Below are 23,538 nucleotides of genomic sequence, written 5' to 3' on the forward strand. Positions count from 1 at the left end.
CTTTTTATGTTCAAATTGTATCAAAATGCAAAATTTGCTTCTTTTTTATTCTCTAAAACAGATAGATCACGTAGACTGTTTGTTAAGCGAATGTAGGCAAATAAGATTGGAGTTGTATATGAATAAGTTAACCAGCGTAGCCTTAACACTAGCGATTGGCTGTATCTCTACTTCAGCAATGGCAGAACGACCAGATTTTTCGAAAACTGAAGCAGCACGTGCTGATTATGATTTTTCAAAAAATGTATCAGCAGCTTTAAAGGTAAATGATATTAAGCGTATCTCTACGCGTCATGATTTTTCAAAGACATTAGCCGCCACCAGTAGTTACGACTTTTCAAAAAATCCTCACGTTGAGCCTGTGAAGCATGCTCACCCTTCTAGCCAGCACGATTTCTCTAAAACGGAAGCACTGCTCGACGGCAGTTTATAAGCGCTGGATCTAGATTGCTAAATTTAGCTTTTTAGCGAAATGAGAGAGTAAAAGGGCTACTGCAAAGTAGCCTTTTTTTGTGGTTGAAGCTTAAGCGAGATTAACGCCAGTGTGACTGTTAGGGTTTAAGTTCTCCACTATCGAGTCTTTTACCTTGTCGGTAGGAGTCGATGACGCCTATTGCCCAAGCGGCAACAAACGCCATGGTGGCGATATTGATATAGAGCGCCTCATTGCCCACAGGTGCCTGAGTCACGGCACTATAGATGGCATTAAGCTCAAGCGGGATCTCGCCGTTTAAGATCTGCTGCGAGATAAGCTGAGCACGCTGATAGGCATGCCAAATTAAAAAGCACAGGCTGGTTATGGTTGTGAACAGTAACAGCTTACCCATAGCGTGTTTCTTTAGATAAAAATGACCACAGCCAGGGCAAACAAAGGCTGAGAGCAGTGCGGCTTTTACGGATGTTTTCATACTAATTTTTTATGCTAATTCTATATAGAGTGTCTTGTTCTTGTCTGGCTTAGCTAGCTGGGATCATTCTAGATCGATACGGCGGATAGCACGCTTAAGAAAGTCGACTTTACGTTGCAGGCGTATTTTGATCTCATCATCTTGGCGGTAGGCATCCAATTGGCTATTCGCACCTTGTAGCTCCTGCACTAACCAGCCGCGGATCATCACATAATAGCGGGAGTCGGTGCCGTAGCTTGTAATGGTAGTGAGTGACTTTTCCGATGGATGCTTAATCGCATTATCGAGAGACTTAACCATGACACCAATGGCATATTCGTCGGATTGTGTTACCTCATCTGCCATAGCAGGCAGAGTGAGCACCGAGCTTAATAGGACGAGGCTAGAAGCTATATGATTACGATAAGAAAGGAGCATCTATCTACCTTGTATGGCAAGTTATGGGTTAACAGTAACAGCCACGTAGTAGAAATACTCATAAATTTTTGTTTAATCGCTGCGGTTAGAGAAGAAAGAGAAAAACCCTGACTAAATGATTGCTCACTTAATCAGGGGCGCCGGGAAGCGTTTGGGGTTGATGTAACTTTTTACTTAAGAGTCGACCTCCCTATTCAGGCCTGCTTAGCAGGGTAAGGAATTCTGAAGGCTAAGGTATAGGTCACCGGCAAAACGATTAGGGTTAAGACCGAGGCAAAACCTAAACCGAAGATAATCGTAATAGCCATCGAACCAAAGAAAGCATCCGATAGCAGCGGCAGCATACCCAACATGGTAGTAATGGCTGCCATCAATACTGGTCTCACCCGGCTCACGGCTGAATCAACAACCGCCTGATAAGCTTCTTTACCTTGGGACAGCTCAAGGTTTATCTGATCCACTAATACGATGCCGTTCTTGATGATCATGCCAGTTAAACTCAGCAGGCCAAGTAGTGCCATAAAGCTAAAGGGCGCATCGAATAGCAGTAGACCAGAGACCACGCCAATCAGTGATAGTGGTACGGTAAACCAGATCACTAGTGGCTGCCTGACCGAGTTAAACAGCAGCACAGTGATAAGAAACATCGCCAAGTAACCGAGTGGGATAGAGCTAAATACCGACTCCTGTGCCTCCATTGAGGTTTCATATTCGCCGCCCCATTCAAGCTCGTACCCCGCAGGCAGCGGGATCGCTTCGATGTCTGCTTTTACTTTTCTAAATACCGAGTCGGCGGTTTCACCCGTGCCGTTAACTGGATCGGCAAGCACTGAGATCACTCGCTTACGATCACGGCGCATGATCAAAGGATCTTCCCATTCGGTACTAAAATCAGACACCACCTGAGTGACTGGCACAAAGGTATTATTCTCGCTGCTCCACACTTGTAGCTTCCAGATACTCTGGGCATCGAGTCGCTCCTCGTCCGGTGCGCGGGCAATGATCGGCAATAGGTGGCTATTCTCGCGATAGGTGCCGATCTGTTTACCACTAAAGTTAGTCAGTAGGGCATTGTCGAGATCTTGCTTGCTGATCCCTGTTTCACGGGCTTGAGCCAGTGCCAATTGTGGCCTCACTAAAGTCACTTGATTGCGCCAGTTGTGCCTTACGCCTACGGCCGTTGGCTCAGCCTTTAATATATCTTCGGCCTGTACTGCCAGCTGACGCAATACCTGAGGATCTTCGCCATAGAAGCGCGCCTCAATCTTAGCGGCTGGGCTTGGGCCGTTTTCCATATACTTGAAACGATATTGAGCCTCGGGAAATTTAAGGCTGAGCTCTCGCTCAAGCACCCGCATATACTGATTAAGCGTCTGTAGATCTTTCATCTCTAACAAGATCTGCCCGTACGCTTTGTAGCCCTTTTCTGGCACATAGGAGAGCACGAAGCGCTGGGCGCCTTGGCCAATGACAGTAGTCAGGTTTACCAGCCCAGTGTCGTGCTCCTTTTGCTGCTGTAGCAGGTCTGTTTCGATGCGACTCAGTAGTCGCTCGGTAGCCTTGATATCTGAGCCTTCAGGCATCCATACATCGATAAAGAACATAGGCGTGTTCGATGCCGGGAAGAAGACATTTTTAACATAGCCAAAACCGACCACAGATGAGATAAGCGCGGCGATAACTAAGGTAAGCGTTAGTCCTCTAAAGCGCATGGCAAAGTTGAGGCTGTGGCGGTACAGACCAAATAACCAGCCCTTGTAGGGATCGTCGTTGTCATCATTGCTCACCACGCCATCTTTGAACATCAGATTGCAGAAAAACGGCGTTAAGGTCATCGCGGTGATCCAGCTAATAAATAGCGAGATCAGTAAAACTTGAAACAGAGAGGCACAAAATTCTCCCGTGGCATTATCAGACAAGCCAATAGGCGCAAAGGCTATGATGGCGATAATGGTGGCGCCAAGTAGTGGCCACTGGGTTTGTGAGATCACCTGTTTAGCGGTTTCTAAACGGCTTTGCCCCCGTTTAATGCCGATTAAGATCCCTTCGGTCACCACGATCGCATTGTCGACCAGCATACCTAGAGCGATGATCAAGGCGCCAAGAGAGATGATCTGTAGTTCGATGTTGAGAATGTTCATCATCACAAAGGTGCCGAGGATCGTCAGTAGCAGCACTAAACCCATCAATAGGCCAGAACGAACGCCCATAAAGATAAGTAGTACTCCAATGACGATCGCAACTGACTCTGCCAAGTTAACCAGAAAGCCATTGACCGTCTGGTCCACCATCTTGCTCTGATCGTAAACCGTATCCAGTGTCATACCGATAGGCAGCTCGCTATAAAGCTCGCTCATACGCTGATTGACCGCCTCGCCAACCTTAACCACGTTGACGCCGCTAGAGAAGGCGATGCCGACAGACAGCGCTTGTTTGCCATCGGCATGGTAGATATTCGATGGAGTTTCTTCTGTGTCTTTGTAGATCTTAGCGATATCGCCTAAATAGATAAGCTTAGGGCTACCCGGCGGACTGATCAGCAAGCGTTCCATCTGCTGCACGTTATCAAACTCACCCGTTGGATGAATACGGATGCGGTTGTCGCCAACCAGCATACTGCCAGCATTAGAGACCACGTTCTGGCTGTTGATAAGGCCATAGATATAGTTCTGATCTAAGCCTAAGGCGTTGAGTTTTTGTTGTGAGATCTCAACCACCACCTGCTCATTGACGATCCCTGCGATGGTGACCTTCTTGATCCCATCAACAAGTACTAATTCTCGACGCAAAAAGTCGGCATAGTTTTGCAGCTCTCGGTCACTATAGCCATCACCACTGACATTGAGCAAGATGCCATAAACATCGCCAAAGTCATCGATAACAGAGGGGGCATGCACGCCCGGTGGCAGTTCTACCGCCTTGTCGTTAACCTTACGGCGCACTTCATCCCACACCTGAGGCAGTTCGCTGGCGTCATAATTCTCTTTGATCTCAATTTCAATCTGCGACAGGCCAGCGCTGTTGACCGAGGTGATATGTTTGATGCCATCGAGTTGTTGCAGTGCATCTTCAAGAGGCAGGGTCACTTCCTCTTCCACCTGCTCAGGTGATGCGCCAGGGTAGGCGGTGACCACCAAGGCCTGCTTGATGGTGAATTCGGGGAACTCTAGCTGACCTAAGCTAAAAAATGAGATAGTGCCACCAATTAGGAGTAGCAGTGCAAACATCCAGCTAATGACTTTGTGGGTTATGGAATATTCAGCAAAATTCATCAATTAAATCTCTTGTAAAGCAGGCGAATAGCAGCGTTTAAGCGGTATCAATGGGTAGTAAAGAGGGAGGCGTTATACGCCTCTTTGCCAACGTAGTGGTTTGACTTCAAGCCCTTCAGACAGGTACTGCACACCTGCAACAACCACTTTGTCGCCCGCCTTGATACCATCGATGATCTCGATGCCATCGGTGGTGACCTTACCTAGCGTTACTATCTGTTGGTTGACTTTGCCGTGTTTGCTGTCATAGGCCCAAACCACGCTTTGACCATCTTGGTCGCGCTTGCTGATAGCGCTAGGGGGAAGGATGGCCGTTACCGATAGGGAGTTTCGCTTGGCAAGATCCATGGTGAGTTCGGCGGTCATCCCTGGCAGTACCGTCATGTTGCTTGGGCGAGGCAGGGTAAATACCACCTCATAGCTTTGGGTGCCTGGCGTCACTTGCGTAGCGTGCTCTTTTAACAGTGCGGGGTAGCTGCTGCTAGGGTCATTGGCAAATCGCACCACAGGCTGAGTGATAGCATTTGGATTAAATTGAGTCACCTTGCTGGCGAGTGACTCTGGCACCTGAATGACGACATCGATATCGCTATCTTTTTGCAGCACCAGTACTGGCTGGTTCGCCTGTACCATCTGGTAGTTGTCGATAGCGATTTTCGCCACTGTGCCATCGTAAGGGGCGGTTAATTCGGTATAGCTGAGTTGATCTTGAGCGCTTGCAAGATTGGCTTTCGACGATTTTAGTTGCGCCGAGGCGAGATCGTATTCCGCCTGTGAGATCAGCTCACGGCGCAGCAGTTCGCCTTTACGTTTAAAGTCTGCCTTAGCTAACTCGTAATCGGCCTCACGATTCAGCAGGGTGTTTTGTGCATCCCGTCTATCTAAGCGCGCCAATACAGCGCCTCTTTTAACCTGTTGGCCTTCGACTAAGTTCAACTCTACTAAGTGTCCCGGCAGTCTAAAGGCAAGCTCTGCTTGTTTGGTCGCGGCAACTTTGGCGGGGAAGGTGCGCAGTGAACCTGCATTGATATCGTCGATTTCAAGCAGTTTAACGGGCCGCACACTTGGCTTTGCCACCTCGCTAGACTCTGCGTTACAACCTGAAACGAGTGCCGCCAAGAGGAGCAGTGAGAGTGAAGTAGTCAGGTTTTTCATAACGCAAATTCCATATAACGAGATCTAATATTAGGGGGATCAAAGATAGCAGGCCTTAGTGTTGAGCAAAATGGAATTATGTGGAATCATCAGTTCCGAAAAATGGAACTGCTTTCACTTGCTTTGCCGTCACAACTGTGAGCAAAGTGATCATTGCCCGTAGTCAGCACGTTAAATGTTAGAGATTTTTTAGATGAAAACTGAAGATATTGCCCTGTTCCACCGAATTGTCGAAACTGGCAGTTTAGTCGAGGCTGCAGACATATTAAATCTGCCCAAATCGACCCTGAGTCGGCGTTTACAGGCGCTTGAGGATGAACTCAACGTTAAGCTGTTTCATCGTCAAAGTCGCGCCATGACGCTAACCGCATCGGGTAGCCATTTTTATAATAAAAGCACCGCGATGTTGGCCTCGCTGGAGCAGACGTTATCCGAGCTCAGCGGTGAAGAATCTGAGGTGACGGGTCACCTACGGATCTTGATCTTCCCTGTACCTGAACTCATGCACATTACCCATGCCATTTTTGAGTTTATGGATCTGCACCCAGAGCTCACCGTTGAGATCATCGTGAGTACAGAGCCGCAGGATATGATCCGCAACAATATTGATCTCGCCTTTATGCTAGAAGATGCCTTTAATGAAAATGAGATGGTCGCGCGCCACATCATTAGTGAAAGCGTGCATTTCTTCGCTAGTCCTGAGTACTTGAATAAAACGGGACGTCCCACTAGTCCAGATGAGTTACCCGAGCATAACTCGATCCTGTTTCGTTATCCTAACGGTCGTATTTTTAACGATGTGCCCTTTGGCAAAGATCGCACCCTATCGGTGAAAGGCAATCTATGTGTAAATAGTTTAGCGACCTGTTTAGAGGCGACGCTGATGGGGCGGGGGATCTCCATGATGCCGTTACCTTTTGCCAAAGAGCATATTGAAAGCGGCGAACTAGAGATGCTGTTTGAAGATGTAGAGCCCTATGAGGGCAAGTGTTTCTTAGTTTATCCGTCGCGGCGTTTTATCAGTTTAGCCAGTCAACGTTTTATCGACTATATGATGAACGCGATGGAGGAGTGTATGCAAAGCGGTGGCTGCGACGGACGTATTAAGATCCGCGGTGCATTTAAGTCTATGATTTAAGGCATTACGCTCGATGTGCTAAGCATTCACTAAAAAGCAGCCAATGTCAGCTATCTGTGACATTGGCTTCTAATTATCCTGAGCGCCTTCCTCGATCCACTCTTTTATCACTTTGATCTGTTCGCTAGTCAACGGCTTACTTTCACCTTGGCTTAAATGATCGTCATGATGGGGCGGCATCTGAATAGACGTGTCGAGCTGATGGTCGATAGCCAAGTATAATGTGCTCGATGCAGGGCTGCCGGCCACAATTACTGGGCCATTCTTAGTGCCGCGCATCAGGCTAGCATAGCTATCGAGCACTAACCCAGTGCGCACGGAGCCTTCTCCGGTATCTGAGTGGCACTCAATACAAGATGCTTGGAATATGGGCAGCACCTGATGTTTAAAGCTGATGTTGGGTTTTAGCCCGAGAAAGAACACCAGAAATATTATCGCGGTCAGCAGTGTGACTTTGAGGGCGGTCATAGGGACCTCCTTAGCTAAGGCATCGCATTAGTTAAGGCTTCGCATTCGCGAGCCTAAGTTTATCGTTTTCTTAAGTATAGTCGTGCTTGCTGGTTACTCTAGTGCCTCAGCCTCGAGTGATGACTTTTGGGGAGTTGATAGCTGAAATTTTGATATTGGACAAACTTTAAGCGGAAAATAACTTGCTTAATCGGGCTAATCAGCCGTCACTATGAGTCCGAGTGGCGCCAGTAGCTGCTCCTGTTGCCACTGGTTGATTATTACTCCATCGAGCTCCACCACGCGAGGATCTAACCCCTCTAGCTCAATCCGAGTCAGGTTAGCCCCTTTAAGCTCGAAGCTACCCCATTGTTCAGGGGAAAACTCACCGCCGCTCAAGTCAGATCCTTTCATCGAGCTACCAGTCAGGTTAGCGCCGCGCCAGCGGTTATCGAACAGTTCGCACTCCTCTAACAATAACTCACTCAAGTCGGCATAAGCCAAGTTGCAGGCGGTGATATATGCCGAACAGAAATAACTTTTAGGCGTGATGTAATTGGCAAAGCTGGCACGGCTAAAGTCAGCCCCTTGCAGGTTAGAATCGCGCAGCTCTAGCCCATAACAGCGTGCACCTTTAAACAAAGCCATGCTCAAGTTGCAGTGCTTAAAGCTAGCACTGGTTAAGGTGGCATAGCTAAAGTCACAGCCCTCATCTTCGCCGAGGATAATAAACTTACACTGGATGAATTGTGCGTCGGTTAAATCGCTATGGTTAAAGCGGCATTGGTAGAAGCTACAGCGCTCGAAGCGGGCATCTTGCAAGTCTTGATCGCTAAAGTCTTCGCGATTAAAGATTTGATCTATGGCTTGCATGGTGTCGCTCCTTAGCGTTTTGTATCAGCGTTAAGCTTGGCTCACCCGAATGTCGGTCTTCTCAGGTTCAGTGATCCGAGTCGCCAAGATATAACAGGCTATGCCCATGATGGCGTTCGTGATAGGCAATGCCAAGAGTAAGCCTTTTACGCCGCCTAAGTATGAGCCCAGTGCAGCTAGCGGTAACATGATTAAAAACAGGCGGCAGACATTGAGAATTAAAGAGCTCATCGGCCTATGGTAAGCATTGAGTGAGGTTGCCACTAAGATCACTATACCTAACGGACCGTAAGCGGCAGGCAGCACTAAGATATAGAAGGTTAGCCACTCTATCACCTGCGGGTCGTCACTAAACAGCTGGGCGAGAGGCTGGGCTAAAAACAACAGTGGCAGGTAGATAAGGGTCTGGAATACCAGTACAAACCTAAGCGATAGCAAGAGTGCATTGCGGGCGCGTCTTGTCTGCCCAGCACCTAAGTTTTGCGCCACAAACGGTACGAGACTCGATGACAGCGCCATCACTGCAATCAGCATCACCGACTCTAAACGGGTACCCGCACCAAAGGCGGCCACCGCGCTGTGATCGATACGGGCCAGCATCGCCATAATAATGGCATTGGCTAATGGGTTAAGTAGGTTCATCAGCGCTGCTGGCTGGGCAATATGGGCGAGTTGCTTCCAGTTACACTTGAGCCGCTTAATATTAGGCTCGACAAAATCCACAAGGTGACGCTTAAAGATCAGCAGATGGGTCGATAGCGACAGCGCCACCACCCAAGAGATCACCGTCGCAATCGCCGCGCCCTCGATCTCTAAGCGGGGAAAGGGCCCGATACCAAAAATCAGCAGCGGGTCGAGAATAAGGTTAATCAGCGCCGCTAGCATCATGATCTTAGCGGGGGATTTTGTATCGCCGGTGGCGCGCAGCCCCTGATTACCCACCATCAAAAGCACCAGCAGTGGCGCGCCTAAGTACCAGATAAACATATAGTCATGAATAAGCGGCAGGCTAGAGTCGTTAGCGCCAAGCAGGCTAAATAGCGGGTCGATCCACAGACTGCCTAATAGCGAGATAAAGGCAATCAACAAGAAGGTCAGCATCAAGGCATCGTGTAAGAACACTTTGGCCTTGTTGGCATGGCCGCCACCAATTAAGCGCCCCAAATTGGTCGATACGCCAGCACCAATGCCAATGGCAATACTGGTAATAATTAGGGTCACCGGGAAGGTAAAGCTGATGGCAGCTAGGGACTCTGTACCTAACTGGCTGATGAAAAAAGTGTCAACGAGGCTGAACCCGAGAATGGTTAAAATACCAATCAGGTTTGGAAGGCTCATATTTAGCAGTACACGACCAATTGGCTGGGTTAGCAGCCCGTGTCTGTCTCTCATGGGGAAGTCTTGCCTAGTCTTTGCTCGGAGGGCGATTCTATCAGGAATGGTACGCTTTTTATAAAACACAGTTAAAAAAAATGGATTTATTTTGTAAATAGGGCTTGGATCTGCTGACATTGACCCCCATGTATCGAACATCAAGCGATACTTTTGCTTTTACTAAAGTGAGTTCAAGCAAAGTCGTTACTAACTATACTCGTCTGACACTGAGTTCAGGCAAACAAAAATAATAGGAGCATCCATCGATGAACATTCGTCCATTACATGATCGTGTCATTGTTAAGCGTTCAGAAGTTGAATCAAAGTCAGCTGGTGGCATCGTACTAACAGGTAGTGCTGCTGAACAATCTAGCCGCGGTGAAGTTCTTGCTGTAGGCAATGGACGCATTCTTGAAAACGGCAACGTAATGCCTTTAGATGTTAAAGTTGGCGATATCGTTATCTTCAACGAAGGTTACGGCGTGAAGAAAGAGAAGATTGATGGTGAAGAAGTTCTGATCCTATCTGAATCAGATCTTATGGCTGTAGTGGGTTAATCCCAGCTCTTGTAAAAGACCAAGCATTATTGTCGTTGTTGGCGCAATTGCGTAACCACGGCTCAAAGAATTGAAAGGATATTAAAGATGGCAGCTAAAGAAGTAGTTTTTGGAAATGACGCACGCGTAAAAATGCTAGCGGGCGTAAACATTCTTGCTAACGCGGTAAAAGTTACCCTAGGCCCTAAGGGTCGTAACGTAGTTCTAGACAAGAGCTTCGGCGCACCACTAATCACTAAAGACGGTGTTTCTGTAGCGAAAGAGATCGAGCTAGAAGACAAGTTCGAAAACATGGGCGCACAGATGGTTAAAGAAGTTGCTTCTAAAGCCAACGATGCAGCCGGTGACGGCACCACAACTGCAACAGTACTTGCACAAGCTATCGTAAACGAAGGCCTAAAAGCCGTTGCTGCTGGCATGAACCCAATGGATCTTAAGCGCGGTATCGACAAAGCCGTTGCAGCAGCCGTTGTTGAGCTTAAAGCCCTTTCTCAAGAGTGTAGCGACACTAAAGCTATCGCTCAGGTAGGTACTATCTCTGCTAACTCTGACGAGTCAATCGGTGAAATCATCGCAACTGCGATGGAGCGCGTTGGTAAAGAAGGCGTTATCACAGTTGAAGAAGGTCAAGCACTAGAGAACGAGCTAGACGTCGTTGAAGGTATGCAGTTCGACCGCGGTTACCTATCTCCATACTTCATCAACAAGCCAGAAACTGGCAGCGTTGAACTAGAAAGCCCATTCATTCTTCTAGTAGACAAGAAAGTATCAAACATCCGTGAATTGCTACCAATCCTTGAAGGTCTAGCTAAAACTGGTAAGCCACTGCTTATCGTTGCAGAAGACGTTGAAGGTGAAGCACTAGCAACACTAGTTGTAAACAACATGCGCGGTATCGTTAAAGTTGCAGCTGTTAAGGCGCCAGGTTTTGGTGACCGTCGTAAGGCAATGCTACAAGATATCGCTATCCTAACTGGCGGTACCGTTATCGCTGAAGAGATTGGTCTAGAGCTAGAAAAAGCGACTCTAGAAGATCTAGGTACGGCTAAGCGCGTTGTTATCACTAAAGATGACACAACCATCATCGACGGTACTGGTGAGCAAGAGCAAATTTCTGCTCGCGTTGCACAGATCAAGATCCAAGCTGAAGAATCAACTTCAGACTACGACAAAGAAAAGCTTCAAGAGCGTATGGCTAAACTTGCTGGCGGCGTAGCCGTAATCAAAGTTGGCGCAGCAACTGAAGTTGAAATGAAAGAGAAGAAAGCTCGCGTAGAAGACGCACTACACGCAACTCGCGCAGCAGTTGAAGAAGGTGTGGTTGCTGGTGGTGGTGTTGCACTAGTACGCGTAGCAAGCAAGATCTCTGACGTTGAAGTGATCAACGAAGACCAGAAGCACGGTGTGGTAATCGCACTACGTGCAATGGAAGCGCCACTACGTCAAATCTCAACTAACGCAGGTGAAGAAGCGTCAGTTGTGGCTAACAACGTGAAGAACGGCACAGGTAACTACGGTTACAACGCTGGTAACGACACATACGGCGACATGCTAGAGATGGGTATCCTAGACCCAACTAAAGTAACGCGTAGCGCACTACAGTTCGCAGCGTCTGTTGCAGGCCTAATGATCACAACCGAAGCAATGGTTGGTGAGATCCCACAAGATGCTTCTGCTGCTGATATGGGCGGTATGGGTGGAATGGGTGGCATGGGTGGTATGGGCGGCATGATGTAATTTTTTACTGGTCTAAATCGTTTATAGCGGCGTTACTTTGCCGCTCGTGTAGAAAAACACTACACGTCGTGGCAAAAAGCCTTGCTCTAAAGCGATTTATCCTACGTAAAAACGTCTACCCCATAGGCCTTAGTTCTTGGTTTAATTGCTAAGAACAAAACCTAAAAAGAAAACCCGAGACTGGTAACAGTCTCGGGTTTTTTAATGCTTGGAATTAGCAAAATAGATCAGCTGTTCTGTAGATCAAAAGTTTAAAGGCACTTTTTGTTTAAGAATAGAAAAAGCCCCAATATCTGATGATATCGAGGCTTTTTTTGGTGCGATATAGACGCCACTTTAGTGGAGCTTAGATTAAGTTTACTCTGCCCCCACTTATTAGAAGATCTGGAAGCCTGTGACAAGATCTTTATGGAAAAGGAATCTGGAGCAAAGTCAGAGCGAAAAGAGCTTGAGCGGCTGCTTGAGTTCGTCAGAGAGGGGGATACGGTCAAGGTCACTAAACTGTGCAGGTTAGCACGTAACACCAAGCATTTATTAGAGGTTGTCGATTATCTGGATGAAAAAAAGGTGTCACTTCAGGGTCTGAATCTAGGTATAGATACATCGTCACCGACAGGACGCTTGATGTTGACGATGATTGGGGCTGTGGCAGCGTTCGAGCGTGAGTTATTGCTGGAGCGACAGGCCGAGGGGGTAGCTCTCGCTAAGACTAAGGGGAAATATAAGGGGAGGAAGCCTACGGCAAGGGAGAGGTTTGGATAGGTCGAAAATTTGAGTAAAGCAGGAGTTTCAAAGCTGCTAATAGCTAATGAACTTGGAATAAGTGTCTCTAGTGTATATAGGATTATTAGAGAGTTAGATTAAGTTATCGAACAGTCAAAGCCCCTCTTATTAAGCGTGCTCTAATCTTTACTATTCAGTAACTTAAATCCAAAAAATATTGATTTTATCATGGGTTATGTTAATGTTGCCCCGTGGGTGCTATTCGCCCATTTGCATTGTTTTTATTAAGTGTAAGCGTAATTAAAACAGAAAATCGATGCTCTTATGAGCGAACCTCTAGTATCTAGTTGGTTCATGACCCGCATCCGTGCACTATGAATCGTAGTCCTCCGCGGCAGGCGCTCCTGTCGCAGAAAAATGCGTTTTTTATAGGCGACGGTTGTCTGGCGCTGAAGAGAGAAGTCGGCTCAACGGTTATTACATATATTTCTGTTCCTGATATTGGTCTGGCGAATTATCACCACAATAGAAGGAGACATTAAAATGTCATTTAGTTTTAAATTATGTTACGCAAAAACACGTGAAAACACAGACCTTGCAGTTGAGATAAACAGTGAGGACTCTGAATCGCAAAATAACCAGAGCCCAAGGGGTTGGCTAGGACTTGTTAAAGACTACCTCCCCTTGGCTATTAGTGTTGCCGGTTTAGTGTTGCCATTCTTTGGTATACCATTTCCAATAGCCTAATAGCTGACTTCTCTTCTTTCATCTTAGAGAGTGAAAGAAATGGACAAACCCTACTACCCATGTGACTCAATCGGTTCGGTTGAGGTCTTGGCTAAAACGCTAGGCTTACACCCTTTACATCTTCAAAATATTGCTGATAAAGCAGAAGAATCCTATACAACATTTCTGTTATCCCCTAATCCTAAAACGGGGAAAGAAAGAGAAGTGCGTGAAGCTAAATTCGAGCTTAAACGTATCCAGAAGCGTATTAATTCACGCATTTTTGAGCATGTAATATTTCCTGCTTATTTACAGGGGGGCTTAAAGGCAACTGAGGACCAAGGGCGCGATTACGTTGAAAATGCCAGTATACATAGCCGCTGTAGAACTTTGATTAATTTAGATGTTAGAAACTTCTATCCAAATATTAAAGCTCGTAGTGTAAAAGATGTATTTAAACAATTTTTTCGCTTCAGTGATGAAGTTGTAGATTTGCTTGTTAAGCTAACGACTTTTCAGGGAGCTATTCCTCAAGGTGGTTGCACCTCTAGTTATTTGGCTAACCTAGTTTTCTTTAATAATGAGTACCACTTAGTTAGCAAGCTAAGAGGGCAAGGGTTTGCTTACTCTCGCCTTTTAGATGATATAACTATTTCTTCTGATAAAGAGTTATCGCAAGCCAAGGCTTCTGAAGTTATACGGATGGTTGCAGCAATGCTTACAAAGCAAAAGTTGAGGCTGAACGGCGATAAAACTTCAATTTCATACAGAAATGAACTTAGTGCAAAATTTGAAGTGACTGGCCTTTGGATTAAACATAAACAGCCAAAAGTTCGTAAGCAAGAGAGGCGGTATATTCGGCAGCTAGTTTATAACTGTGAATTGAAGTCAAAACAGGATAAAACCACTGATAGCTATCATACGTTGTGGAATAAAACTTCAGGCCTTGTTACAAAGCTAGAAAGGTTAAATCACTCGCAAGCTGGAAGTTATAGGAAGCGTCTGGCTGTTATTTTGCCTGAATATTCGCCTATGCAAACTGACCAGCTATTAAAAAAAGTTTCTGCGGCTATGAAAGTTCCTGCTTCTGAACATAGAAAGCTAGGGGTTATAAAGCGATATAATCAAATCAAGTATCAATTGGGGATACTTTCTAGAACGCAGAAAGGTGTAGCACGAAAGGCGCGTAAGGCTTTGGTTGCTCATTATTCTTCTGCATCAACAAAGTTAGAGGTTTGGGAGAGCTGATGTCTCTTTTTAAAGGCTATATCAATGCATATTGGGATCATAAGGGGATAGGCTTCATACGAAGGGAGGCCGGTAAAGATGTTTTCTTTTCAATAGATGATGTTGAAGGTGTAGATAGTATTAGCGAGCTTTGTAATAACCTTCAGGTCGAGTTTGAGATTGAGAAAACTAAAAAGGGGCCTAAAGCTATTAATTTGCGAATATGTAGAAATTGATATTTGAGCGTCATATGGTTATACCCTCAAGGAATAAGTGGGGTCAGAGTAAACTTCCTCCTTCCCCCTAAACCACCCTTTGGCCACAACCACAGTCTTGGCAGTTCAAGGTGTAGTTTTCTTGTCGTTTTTGAACTCTTGTATTCTTACTGCAGCATTGTGGGCAGGCTTGTTTCATCGGCGTGTTTTTAGTGCACTTTTGACAGTGTATGTAATAGCCGAATTTGCCATACATTGGGGTGTAATTCGTTGATTCTCCACAATGTTTGCAGCGTAAAACTATCTGAATTGTTTGGGTTTTCTCTGTTTCTGTATGTGCAACTGGTTCTGCTGGCATTGGTTGAGCAGGCATGGGTTGAACCGGCACAGTGCTAGCGGCTGCTGTTATTGGTGTGTTTGCTAGTGGCGCTGTGCTTTGCTCTGTGGCGGTTTGGCTTGCTTCTGTAGCTGTTGCTGTTTCTGTTGCAGCCGTATTCGGTGCGATATGTTGTTTGATAAGGAATGAGGCGACTGATTCGAGTTCTTCTTGGTTGAAGTCAGGGCGCGTATCGCTGAAGTTTATTGCCCGCTTGAAGGTACTTTTTAGATTCATCACTTTGTCGAGCTTCTCTACCAGAAACTCTGATTTTATCAGCTTGTCTGAAATGGCCTTGGGCATGGACTTTCTATCAATGATGGCATCGCTGGATACCGCGCACAGATGATCCCAGCATCGTCCTTTGAAGCCTTGCTGTTTTATGCCGAATAACTTACCTAAAATCTCACTGCGATGGTGCATTAATAATTCGAGTAATAGAGCTTGTTGCAGTTCTACTTGTTTGATGGGCGAGGGCATACCTTGCCATTTGGTAGCCTTTCCTTGATAAGTATTTAGGCTACGCGTCCATTCCTGTTGTTGGTTGACCTTTACCTGACCTCTGATGCTCTTCGATTCAATTAGAATAAAGCCGTAGCTATAAATGATAAGGTGGTCTATTTGCGCGACTTCGTCGTTAAAGCGGAATTTGAAGTCGTTGATGACTAGCACTTGCGGGTGATCTTTATAGGCGCGGCGCAGAAAAAATGCCACGTTTTGTTCTTGCTGCTGGCCTGCAATCGCTTGTGCTGATTGCACATTTTGCGGTGATTTAGTTTTCAGAATCATTTATCAATAGCATCCATTCTACTGCCTAGCGATAACCGAATCGCTAGCGGATTGATAATAAGGGGGTCACTGTTTTCATTTTAGTTATCTATCATCTGCCGCAATGTTGTCTTTCACAGGGGAGCCCATCTCCATCCCCGTCCATTACTGTGCCGAGACAGTTTTTCAGATAAAACATGGCTTCATCGCATGAGCGCATGTGGCTGCAATGGGTTTTACCAGCTTCACAGCGAAATTGAGGCTGAGTGTTAAATGAATTACTTTGCGGTACTGGCGGAAGTTGCCACTGGGTCTGTTCAATATCATCGTTGCTGATGACAGCGTTTTTATTGAGCTGCTGATATTGGCTGTAGCTGAGAGCAACAATAGCGATGATTGCTGGTATGGCGAGTTTACTTAAAAAGCTGGGTTTATTGCGATGGCTGAGAATAAGTGGGGTCAGAGTAAACTTTCTCTTTTCCCCTAAACCACCCGATGTCCGCAACCACACTCATTGCAGTTCAAGGTGTAGCTTTCTTGTCGTTTTTGAACTCTTGTATTCTTGCTGCTGCACTGTGGGCAGGCTTGTTTCATCGGCGTGTTTTTAGTGCATTGATTGCAGTGTATGTAATAGCCATATTTGCCATACATTGGGGTGTAATTCTTTGATTCTCCGCAATGTTTGCAGCGTAAAACTATCTGAATTGTTTGGCTTTTCTCTGTTTCTGTATGTAATGCGGGTTTTGCTGGTTTTGATTGAGCTGGCATGGGTTGAACCGGTGCTGTGATAGCGGCTGCTGTTATTGGTGTGTTTGCTAGTGGCGCTGTGCTTTGCTCTGTGGCGGTTTGGCTTGCTTCTGTTGCTGCTGCCGTATTCGGTGCGATATGTTGCTTGATAAGAAACGATCCGATTGATTCGAGTTCTTCTTGATTGAAGAAAGGTCGAGTATCGGCAAGATAAGCTAAGCGTAAATATTTGCCCTTTAGGTTCATCAGCTTGTTGAGCTTTTCTACTAGAAATTCAGACTTTATCAGCTTGTCTGATACGGCTTTAGGCATGGACTTTCTATCAATGATTGCATCGCTGGATACTGCACACAGATGATCCCAACATCGACCGCCAAAGCCTTGAGTGAGTCCAAACATTTTCTCTAAGATTTCTGCACGATTATCACGGAGTAGGTCTTGTAACAGAGCTTGTTGCAGTTCTACTTGCTTGATGGGCGAGGGCATACCTTGCCATTTGGTAGCCTTTCCTTGATAAGTGTTTAGGCTACGCGTCCATTCCTGTTGTTGGTTGACCTTTACCTGACCTCTGATGCTCTTTGACTCAATCAGAATAAAGCCGTAGCTATAAATGATAAGGTGGTCTATTTGCGCGACTTCGTCGTTAAAGCGGAATTTGAAGTCGTTGATGACTAGCACTTGCGGGTGATCTTTATAGGCGCGGCGCAGAAAAAATGCCACGTTTTGTTCTTGCTGCTGGCCTGCAATCGCTTGTGCTGATTGCACATTTTGCGGGGATTTGGTTTTCAGTATCATTTATCAATAGCGTCCGTTCTACTGCCTAGCTATAAACGATTAACTAGCCGCTTGATAATAAGGGTTGTGTTGTTTGCTTTTTAGTTTGTCTTCACCAACCACAATGTTGTCGCTCGCAGGGAATGCCATCTCTATCGCCATCCATTTCTGTACCTGGGCAGTTTTTCAGATAAAACTTGGCCTCATCACATGAACGCATATGGCTGCAATGGGTTTTGCCTCCTTCACAGCGAAATTGAGGCTGAGTGCTAAATGTATTGCTTTTCTGTTTAGGCGGAAGTTGCCACTGGGTCTGTTCAATATCATCGTTGCTGATGACAACGTTTTTATTGAGCTGCTGATATTGGCTGTAGCTGAGAGCAACAATAGCGATGATTGCTGGTATGGCGAGTTTACTTAAAAAGCTGGGTTTATTGCGATGGTTGTGATTTTTACGCTGCCTATTGCTCGCTTTGCTTGTTGACGTAGTAGCGATTACCGCAACACCTTCAATATTGGCTTTGCTGGCTTTAACTTTGCCATCGGCTTGCTGCTCGCGATGAAACAGAATTTGGTCACCAACAATGGGCTTGCGAGCCATGTGTTTTAGCGCCGATATATGAATAAACACATCTTTGGCATTTGCGGCTTCAGGCTTAATAAAGCCAAAGCCTTTGTCTTCGTTCCAACGAACAAGGGTGCCTCTTTCCATGAGCATCTTGTGTGACTTCCTGTTTACATCAAGTTGAGTGATACCAAGATACTAGTTGTTGCTTTATTTGTCAGCCCTAATCATGCTCAAGTTAATTGATTAATTTTTAATACAATCAATTGCTAAGCTTTACTTAGCTTTAGCTAAACAGAATATACTTAGCTTTAGCTAAACAGAATATACATAGCTAGCCTGCCCAAGACTCGTTAAAGGTTTCAATCGGTACAAACTCAATGCCCGTTGGTGAGTGGCGCATGATTTGATTGACGATATCTTTATGAAAAAAGGTATGAAAACCCCAAGATGTATCGCGAAACACCAGCCTTTTGTAGAGTGGAGTCTGTGCAATTTTATTTGGGTCTATCACCAGTGTTTTCATGCCACTAATGTAGCCGCGTTTGAATCGTTTAAAAATGCTCTGCTCATGACAAATAACGTCTACTTCATGGGCCAATTGCAACATCATAAAATCATGTTCGCCTTGATCGAGCAGCTTAAGCGGGAGCCAGTTCGCGCCATATAGCGGCTTAAGTGCTAGCGAATCAAACAGGCGCTGAGATATCGCAAACTCCGGCTCAAGTAGAATATCGGCAATTGCATACTCTTGTTCTGGTTTATGAGTGGCTATAACTGGCACTGGCGCACTTGGATAGGTAAATCGAGTGCTAAATGCTTCCTCTTCATACTCCTGTGCGACTTCATAGATTGGCGTCGGCTGATTCTCTCTGATAAAAAAGTAATCACTCATGTTGTTACCTTTAGCCTCCAAAATCCGAATAGCCTTCAGCTGGAATAAACTCCACACCAGTTAACTTGAGCTTAGTTAGTTGCTCGACCACTGATTTGTGGAAAAACACCTGTTTGTACCAAGCGGGATCAATAAATATCAGCCGTTGTGCTAACTCGACTTCTTGCAATGCTTTAGGGTCGATGCGTAACTGACGAATACCGCTAATCATCTCATCGCCGTCGTCGTCCTTGCGGTAGCGCTTTATATCACTATTTACTCTATCTATTGCTTTTAGGTGATTGGCAACTTGCAGCATGACAAACTCATGATTACCGTTGTGAACCAAATCAATATTGACCCAATTTATCCCTGCGATAGAGTTTAAATCTAAGGTGTCAAATATGCTTTTTCGTAGTGAGAATGCAGGCAATTCAAATACGTCAGGCACACTGCAGCCTGCTTCAGAATCATATTGGATGACTAGAGGTACTGGCACTGTGGGATAAGTAAATGAGTCGACAGGTACGGCATTGATATGTTCATCAGGAAAAACATAACAGGCGATACCGACATTTTCTCTGGCAAAGAAGTATTCGCTCAAGACTAACTCCATGTTTTTAAAAATTTAAGCGGCTATGACTTTTGGGAGGTTATTTTAGCAAACTTGTTTGAGCTAAATAAATCTCCACACTTTGCAGCTTGAAGCTGTTGTTTGTGGGCATAAAAAATCCCTACTTATCGCTAAGTAGGGATTTTTGTTTGCGCTGTAACTTACTTAGTTTAAACGCTTTAACTCATTTAGTTTGAGTTACTTAGCTTTCGCCGCACAGTTGAATTCACCGCTGTAGTCAAAGTTAAAGTGGAACTTAGTAAAGCCTTCAGTACCCGCTTTAGTCTCTTCTGCTTTCTCAGTTGAAAGGCCTGTGATGCCGTTGTCTACACAGCGGAAGGCTTCTTCTAATGTTGCTGATGCAAACCAAACGCTGTCTGTGTTTGGCGCGACTAGCTTGAACACTTCCGCATTCGGGAATGCTAGAGAAGCTTCACCTTGGTTGTCAGCTAGCGAGTCTTCTAAGTAGTACTGCACTAATTCACGGTTGTTGAATGCGGCTTCTTCTTTAACAAGCACGGCTTTATCAACACCTGGCATTTTCACGTTAGATGCGCGGTAGTTGTTAGTGATAACGTAAACTTCTGCGTCATCAGCAATTTCAACGCCGTTATAAGTCAGGCTATCTAGCTGCTTATTGTCAGTCTCTGTGTATTCAAAGCCGTTAATGTCGATGTACTTTGACTCTTTCTCAACGTTAACTGTGTACTTCAGTAGGCCTTCACCTGCTTGGTTGAAACCACCAAAGAATACATCAAAGTTATAGCCTGGGAATGATTCATTTAGGAAGCGCTCATCAGCAGCTAGTGGTAGGCTGTTGTATGCGTTTGAGTTAACCCATTCGATCCAGTTCTTCATATCAGAACCGGTCATCTTTAATACCGCAGGGGTGTTGTTATCAAATACATAGATATCAGCAACAGAGGCGTTAGTTAACTCGCCTTCTTGGATGTTGGTGTAATCTTGAGGACCGTTACGGCCAGACTTAAATGGCGCAGAAACTGACAAGAAGATAGCGTCTTCAGCAGCATCGGCAAATTCACCGGCCTCTTTCCACTTCATTAACTGATGCAATTGCGCTTCGTTAACCACTTGGATAGATAGATCCGGCACCACTTGTGGGAAGAAGCTGTTCATATTGACGTCGATGTCGGCAATTGAAGCTGACATGTAATCAATCGTGCCTTGGTGCTCTTCTGCTACTAAGTCTTCGATAATACGGTTTGAGCTATTAGGGATAAGTGAACGTAGTTTTGAAGTTGATTTAGTATGATCAACACTCCAGCTTTCACCGTCATCTTTGGTTGTTAGGGTTAGGTCAATCACACCTAGCTTAGCGCCCCAGAAACCAGGCATAACCGCTGGAATGCCATTGATTAAACCAAGTTCTGCATCTACACCTTCGATTTCACCGTATTCACCTGTGGTATTTGGGAATTCACGGTGGTCATGGCCAAACATGATGGCATCAATATCGTCAACATAGGCAAGGTGTAAGGTTGCGTTTTCGGCAAACTCGTCGTTATTGTCATTTAGACCTGAGTGAGGAATCGCAACAATAATGTCTGCGCCTTCTGCTTTCATCTTAGGTACATAATGCTCAGCAGTTTTCTTGATGTCAGACACCATCACGTTACATTTTAGTAGTGACGCATCCCAACCCATAATGTTTGGTGGAGTAAAGCCGATAACACCCACTTTAACGATATAAGATTCACCGTTACTGCTCTTAAACTCACGATCTAAGATCACGTATGGTTGATATTTATGTTCCGCTGTTTCATAGAACTCTTCAGTAATACGCACTTCACACTCATCTGCTGCATCACTGACTTTTTCTAGCGAGTTATCAACTTTCCATACGTTAGCGCTAACATATGGGAAGTCTGAGCCTTTAAGTGACTCATCTAGGTAATCTAGGCCATAGTTAAACTCATGGTTACCTAAGTTAGCAGCGTCGTATTGCAGCTCATTCATAGCTTTATAAACAGGGTGAGTGTTTTCTTTAACGTGCTCAGTACCTAATGACGCCATGTAGTCGCCCATTGGGCTACCTTGAATTAAGTCACCGTTATCAAATAGCATGCTGTTTTCAACTTCATTGCGAGCAGCCTCGATAACCAAAGAGGTACGTGCTAAACCCCATTCAGGTAACTTAGTTTCGTTAACTTCTTGGCTGACAAAGTAGTTGTATGGCATCACGTTGGTATGGATGTCAGTCGTTTCCATTAAACGAACAGTGATAGTGTTATCACTAACCTTATTGTCATCGTCCGATGAACTGTTACAACCTACCAATGCTGCAGCGATGCTTGAAACAAGCAAAAGCTTCTTAGTACTTAATTTCATATTTACTCCACAAACCATTTTATTATTTTTTATTAAAGCTATTACCACTTAAGAATGCGATAGGCTATTCTCAAATGAAGTCGGGGATATCAAGCGATAATGCCTAATACCAATAAATTCGCAGGAAAATTAAATAAAAAAAGTAACTAAGTAAAGTGGGGCAGACACTTGCTGAAATGGCTGTTAACAATTGAAATGAATAAGAGTTTAAATATGGGAACAAATTAAGTAATAAAATTAAAAGTGTCACTAATCGCGATGAATAATAAATAATAAGCAAACTTGTAGTGCTTCATATGCAAGCCCAATGTTAGCCACAAGTGTACGATTTATCATTACATAGTTGCACATAAATAACGATTTCAATGCTATTGCTTTACAATGATTTCACTATCATGAACAGGTAAATGCCGTATAAATATACATTCAATATCGTGGGATAGTTCATAAAGTAGAACACTTAATGAAGGTTGGTGTTTAAATTTTTTATAAACAATGGACTAAGTGATAACACTCTGTATCTTTGTTATGAAGTATGCTGGCAGTAATCATGCTTATATCTTTGCCAAGTACGCCTCTAACACTTATTTACTGAATTAGCCGATCACCATATAACTTATTGATATTTTATGATCGAAATAGAACAATTTTGACCGAAAACTAAGATTCTCTGATGTTTTTTTTATCGCAAAAAAATTAATAAAATTTGTCTGTAACACTAAAATAATCCATCTCGATAACACAAATGAACCTTAATCGAGTCAATTGTAACAATGTTGCTGCGAGTTTGGCGTGTAGGAGAGACCTGCTCAGACAGCCATCCCAATAAAATATTAAACCCTAATATAAATATATAGATGATGTGTGCCGGTATGCTTGTGATTTAATATATAAATCACAAGCATACCCAGTTTGATAGGAAGCGAGTATTCAGAGTGAACTATCTCTATCCCCCAACCCGCTGCCACAACCACTCTCTTGGCGGTATAGCCTATTTAAGTGTGGCTGCTTGGATAATCACACCGAAAAAAAGGTTAAGTTCAGTTAATGAGATTGGTATAGCACACTGGCTGTGCTAAATTGGTTCTATCGATAAGCTTGTATGTCGAGTGATTCGTTTTCACTGTATGTTCTTTTGTATTGAGGGGACTTCATATGAAGAAAACTTTTGTAACCACTGTCAGTGGTGTGACGGAACCTGGCATTATCAAATCATTGGCTGAGATCACCCGTAAACATGGTGGTGAATGGCTGATGAGCAAGGTCATTAAATTAGGCGGGCATTTTACTGCTCTGTTTGAGATGACTATCGAGGCGGAATCTTTGCCTCAACTTGAGTCAGACTTTGAGGCTCATTTCCCTGCAATGTATTTTTCCTATGACTTAGTCGCTCAGCGCACTCCGAGCGCATATCAAGAGGTCAAACTGCAATTTGATTGTAATGACCGTCCCGGTCTCACACGCGATATAGATAATGCTATGGCCGATCTTGAGGTTGAACTGGAATCTTTAGATAGTCATAGAGTAGCTGTTATCGGTATGGGGACTGCGGTGTTTTCTTCAACCTTAACCCTTGCGATACCAGAGTCTATCACCAGCCAGAGGGTCATCGAGTCACTGGAAGGCTTAGGTGAAGATGTGAGAGTGAGTCAGATCTAAGCAACTCCTGTTATTGCGCCTGTGCATTTGAGCCGTAATGAATG

At 44.8% G+C, this 23,538-nt stretch carries 23 protein-coding genes; 9 read left to right on the forward strand and 14 right to left on the reverse strand.

Annotated elements, in window-relative coordinates; all coding sequences use genetic code 11:
• The first annotated feature begins 118 nt into the window (after window positions 1-118).
• The gene (locus tag K5Q92_RS00525; RefSeq protein ID WP_220767101.1) at window positions 119-433 is read left to right on the forward strand and encodes a hypothetical protein; all 315 of its coding nucleotides are present in this window, start codon (window positions 119-121) and stop codon (window positions 431-433) included.
• A 118-nt stretch (window positions 434-551) separates the two neighbouring features.
• Here the strand turns inward: K5Q92_RS00525 and K5Q92_RS00530 are convergent, their stop codons facing one another.
• From K5Q92_RS00530 to K5Q92_RS00545, 4 genes are all read right to left on the reverse strand, one after another.
• Entirely contained in the window at window positions 552-908 is a 357-nt protein-coding gene (locus K5Q92_RS00530; protein WP_220767102.1) for a DUF6677 family protein, read from the reverse strand.
• 63 nt (window positions 909-971) lie between these two features.
• Window positions 972-1,325, reverse strand: coding sequence for a hypothetical protein (locus K5Q92_RS00535; protein ID WP_220767103.1), 354 nt, complete (start codon window positions 1,323-1,325; stop codon window positions 972-974).
• 194 nt (window positions 1,326-1,519) lie between these two features.
• Window positions 1,520-4,597 carry an efflux RND transporter permease subunit gene (locus K5Q92_RS00540; RefSeq protein ID WP_220767104.1) on the reverse strand — a complete coding sequence of 1,026 codons (3,078 nt, stop codon included), beginning with the start codon at window positions 4,595-4,597 and terminating at the stop codon, window positions 1,520-1,522.
• Window positions 4,598-4,669: 72 nt separating this feature from the next.
• Window positions 4,670-5,752, reverse strand: a complete 1,083-nt coding sequence (locus tag K5Q92_RS00545; protein ID WP_220767105.1) for an efflux RND transporter periplasmic adaptor subunit — start codon at window positions 5,750-5,752, stop codon at window positions 4,670-4,672.
• 193 nt (window positions 5,753-5,945) lie between these two features.
• On the opposite strand from K5Q92_RS00545, the gene K5Q92_RS00550 reads away from it, so the two are divergent.
• Window positions 5,946-6,890 (forward strand): LysR family transcriptional regulator, encoded by a 945-nt coding sequence (locus K5Q92_RS00550; RefSeq protein WP_220767106.1) that lies wholly within the window; start codon window positions 5,946-5,948, stop codon window positions 6,888-6,890.
• Between the two features lie 69 nt (window positions 6,891-6,959).
• On the opposite strand, the gene K5Q92_RS00555 is transcribed toward K5Q92_RS00550, so the two are convergent.
• From K5Q92_RS00555 to K5Q92_RS00565, 3 genes are all read right to left on the reverse strand, one after another.
• Entirely contained in the window at window positions 6,960-7,358 is a 399-nt protein-coding gene (locus tag K5Q92_RS00555) for a c-type cytochrome domain-containing protein (protein WP_220767107.1), read from the reverse strand.
• Between the two features lie 195 nt (window positions 7,359-7,553).
• The gene (locus K5Q92_RS00560; protein ID WP_220767108.1) at window positions 7,554-8,210 is read right to left on the reverse strand and encodes a Qnr family pentapeptide repeat protein; all 657 of its coding nucleotides are present in this window, start codon (window positions 8,208-8,210) and stop codon (window positions 7,554-7,556) included.
• 30 nt (window positions 8,211-8,240) lie between these two features.
• Window positions 8,241-9,602: an MATE family efflux transporter gene (locus K5Q92_RS00565; protein WP_220767109.1), complete on the reverse strand. Its 1,362-nt coding sequence runs from the start codon at window positions 9,600-9,602 to the stop codon at window positions 8,241-8,243.
• Between the two features lie 248 nt (window positions 9,603-9,850).
• Between K5Q92_RS00565 and K5Q92_RS00570 the strand changes: the two genes are divergently transcribed.
• The 6 genes from K5Q92_RS00570 to K5Q92_RS00595 all read left to right on the forward strand — a co-directional run bounded on the left by K5Q92_RS00570 (window position 9,851) and on the right by K5Q92_RS00595 (window position 14,790).
• Window positions 9,851-10,141 (forward strand): co-chaperone GroES, encoded by a 291-nt coding sequence (locus K5Q92_RS00570; RefSeq protein WP_012278835.1) that lies wholly within the window; start codon window positions 9,851-9,853, stop codon window positions 10,139-10,141.
• A gap of 87 nt (window positions 10,142-10,228) precedes the next feature.
• On the forward strand, window positions 10,229-11,878 hold the full coding sequence (gene groL / locus K5Q92_RS00575; protein WP_220767110.1) for a chaperonin GroEL: 1,650 nt from the start codon (window positions 10,229-10,231) through the stop codon (window positions 11,876-11,878).
• Between the two features lie 339 nt (window positions 11,879-12,217).
• Window positions 12,218-12,640, forward strand: coding sequence for a recombinase family protein (locus K5Q92_RS00580; RefSeq protein ID WP_259649445.1), 423 nt, complete (start codon window positions 12,218-12,220; stop codon window positions 12,638-12,640).
• Window positions 12,641-13,144: 504 nt separating this feature from the next.
• Complete coding sequence (locus tag K5Q92_RS00585) at window positions 13,145-13,348, forward strand: hypothetical protein (protein WP_220767111.1); 204 nt, start codon at window positions 13,145-13,147, stop codon at window positions 13,346-13,348.
• 39 nt (window positions 13,349-13,387) lie between these two features.
• Complete coding sequence (locus K5Q92_RS00590) at window positions 13,388-14,575, forward strand: reverse transcriptase family protein (RefSeq protein ID WP_220767112.1); 1,188 nt, start codon at window positions 13,388-13,390, stop codon at window positions 14,573-14,575.
• Window positions 14,575-14,790, forward strand: coding sequence for a cold shock domain-containing protein (locus K5Q92_RS00595; protein ID WP_220767113.1), 216 nt, complete (start codon window positions 14,575-14,577; stop codon window positions 14,788-14,790). Before K5Q92_RS00590 ends, K5Q92_RS00595 begins: the two co-directional genes overlap by 1 nt.
• A 67-nt stretch (window positions 14,791-14,857) precedes the next feature.
• On the opposite strand, the gene K5Q92_RS00600 is transcribed toward K5Q92_RS00595, so the two are convergent.
• The 7 genes from K5Q92_RS00600 to K5Q92_RS00630 all read right to left on the reverse strand — a co-directional run bounded on the left by K5Q92_RS00600 (window position 14,858) and on the right by K5Q92_RS00630 (window position 21,835).
• The gene (locus tag K5Q92_RS00600) at window positions 14,858-15,934 is read right to left on the reverse strand and encodes a nuclease-related domain-containing protein (protein WP_220767114.1); all 1,077 of its coding nucleotides are present in this window, start codon (window positions 15,932-15,934) and stop codon (window positions 14,858-14,860) included.
• A gap of 91 nt (window positions 15,935-16,025) precedes the next feature.
• Complete coding sequence (locus tag K5Q92_RS24160; protein ID WP_259649446.1) at window positions 16,026-16,418, reverse strand: excalibur calcium-binding domain-containing protein; 393 nt, start codon at window positions 16,416-16,418, stop codon at window positions 16,026-16,028.
• Window positions 16,397-17,455: a nuclease-related domain-containing protein gene (locus tag K5Q92_RS00610; RefSeq protein ID WP_220767115.1), complete on the reverse strand. Its 1,059-nt coding sequence runs from the start codon at window positions 17,453-17,455 to the stop codon at window positions 16,397-16,399. Before K5Q92_RS00610 ends, K5Q92_RS24160 begins: the two co-directional genes overlap by 22 nt.
• Window positions 17,456-17,546: 91 nt before the next feature.
• Window positions 17,547-18,146, reverse strand: coding sequence for an excalibur calcium-binding domain-containing protein (locus tag K5Q92_RS00615; RefSeq protein ID WP_374758424.1), 600 nt, complete (start codon window positions 18,144-18,146; stop codon window positions 17,547-17,549).
• Between the two features lie 187 nt (window positions 18,147-18,333).
• Window positions 18,334-18,894 carry a hypothetical protein gene (locus K5Q92_RS00620; protein WP_220767117.1) on the reverse strand — a complete coding sequence of 187 codons (561 nt, stop codon included), beginning with the start codon at window positions 18,892-18,894 and terminating at the stop codon, window positions 18,334-18,336.
• A gap of 10 nt (window positions 18,895-18,904) precedes the next feature.
• Entirely contained in the window at window positions 18,905-19,477 is a 573-nt protein-coding gene (locus tag K5Q92_RS00625; protein ID WP_220767118.1) for a hypothetical protein, read from the reverse strand.
• 207 nt (window positions 19,478-19,684) lie between these two features.
• Window positions 19,685-21,835 carry a bifunctional 2',3'-cyclic-nucleotide 2'-phosphodiesterase/3'-nucleotidase gene (locus tag K5Q92_RS00630; protein WP_220767119.1) on the reverse strand — a complete coding sequence of 717 codons (2,151 nt, stop codon included), beginning with the start codon at window positions 21,833-21,835 and terminating at the stop codon, window positions 19,685-19,687.
• A gap of 1,155 nt (window positions 21,836-22,990) precedes the next feature.
• Between K5Q92_RS00630 and K5Q92_RS00635 the strand changes: the two genes are divergently transcribed.
• Window positions 22,991-23,494 (forward strand): glycine cleavage system protein R, encoded by a 504-nt coding sequence (locus K5Q92_RS00635; RefSeq protein ID WP_220767120.1) that lies wholly within the window; start codon window positions 22,991-22,993, stop codon window positions 23,492-23,494.
• Window positions 23,495-23,538: the final 44 nt, after the last annotated feature.

The organism is Shewanella sp. MBTL60-007 (assembly GCF_019654915.1).
Classification (GTDB): Bacteria; Pseudomonadota; Gammaproteobacteria; order Enterobacterales; family Shewanellaceae; genus Shewanella.

Coding starts and splice junctions, on each gene's coding strand:
- K5Q92_RS00525 (WP_220767101.1), top strand. CDS start 119: ATGAATAAGTTAACCAGCGTAGCCTTAACACTAGCGATTGGCTGTATC.
- K5Q92_RS00530 (WP_220767102.1), bottom strand. CDS start 908: ATGAAAACATCCGTAAAAGCCGCACTGCTCTCAGCCTTTGTTTGCCCT.
- K5Q92_RS00535 (WP_220767103.1), bottom strand. CDS start 1,325: ATGCTCCTTTCTTATCGTAATCATATAGCTTCTAGCCTCGTCCTATTA.
- K5Q92_RS00540 (WP_220767104.1), bottom strand. CDS start 4,597: ATGAATTTTGCTGAATATTCCATAACCCACAAAGTCATTAGCTGGATG.
- K5Q92_RS00545 (WP_220767105.1), bottom strand. CDS start 5,752: ATGAAAAACCTGACTACTTCACTCTCACTGCTCCTCTTGGCGGCACTC.
- K5Q92_RS00550 (WP_220767106.1), top strand. CDS start 5,946: ATGAAAACTGAAGATATTGCCCTGTTCCACCGAATTGTCGAAACTGGC.
- K5Q92_RS00555 (WP_220767107.1), bottom strand. CDS start 7,358: ATGACCGCCCTCAAAGTCACACTGCTGACCGCGATAATATTTCTGGTG.
- K5Q92_RS00560 (WP_220767108.1), bottom strand. CDS start 8,210: ATGCAAGCCATAGATCAAATCTTTAATCGCGAAGACTTTAGCGATCAA.
- K5Q92_RS00565 (WP_220767109.1), bottom strand. CDS start 9,602: ATGAGAGACAGACACGGGCTGCTAACCCAGCCAATTGGTCGTGTACTG.
- K5Q92_RS00570 (WP_012278835.1), top strand. CDS start 9,851: ATGAACATTCGTCCATTACATGATCGTGTCATTGTTAAGCGTTCAGAA.
- groL (WP_220767110.1), top strand. CDS start 10,229: ATGGCAGCTAAAGAAGTAGTTTTTGGAAATGACGCACGCGTAAAAATG.
- K5Q92_RS00585 (WP_220767111.1), top strand. CDS start 13,145: ATGTCATTTAGTTTTAAATTATGTTACGCAAAAACACGTGAAAACACA.
- K5Q92_RS00590 (WP_220767112.1), top strand. CDS start 13,388: ATGGACAAACCCTACTACCCATGTGACTCAATCGGTTCGGTTGAGGTC.
- K5Q92_RS00595 (WP_220767113.1), top strand. CDS start 14,575: ATGTCTCTTTTTAAAGGCTATATCAATGCATATTGGGATCATAAGGGG.
- K5Q92_RS00600 (WP_220767114.1), bottom strand. CDS start 15,934: ATGATTCTGAAAACTAAATCACCGCAAAATGTGCAATCAGCACAAGCG.
- K5Q92_RS00610 (WP_220767115.1), bottom strand. CDS start 17,455: ATGATACTGAAAACCAAATCCCCGCAAAATGTGCAATCAGCACAAGCG.
- K5Q92_RS00615 (WP_374758424.1), bottom strand. CDS start 18,146: ATGGAAAGAGGCACCCTTGTTCGTTGGAACGAAGACAAAGGCTTTGGC.
- K5Q92_RS00620 (WP_220767117.1), bottom strand. CDS start 18,894: ATGAGTGATTACTTTTTTATCAGAGAGAATCAGCCGACGCCAATCTAT.
- K5Q92_RS00630 (WP_220767119.1), bottom strand. CDS start 21,835: ATGAAATTAAGTACTAAGAAGCTTTTGCTTGTTTCAAGCATCGCTGCA.
- K5Q92_RS00635 (WP_220767120.1), top strand. CDS start 22,991: ATGAAGAAAACTTTTGTAACCACTGTCAGTGGTGTGACGGAACCTGGC.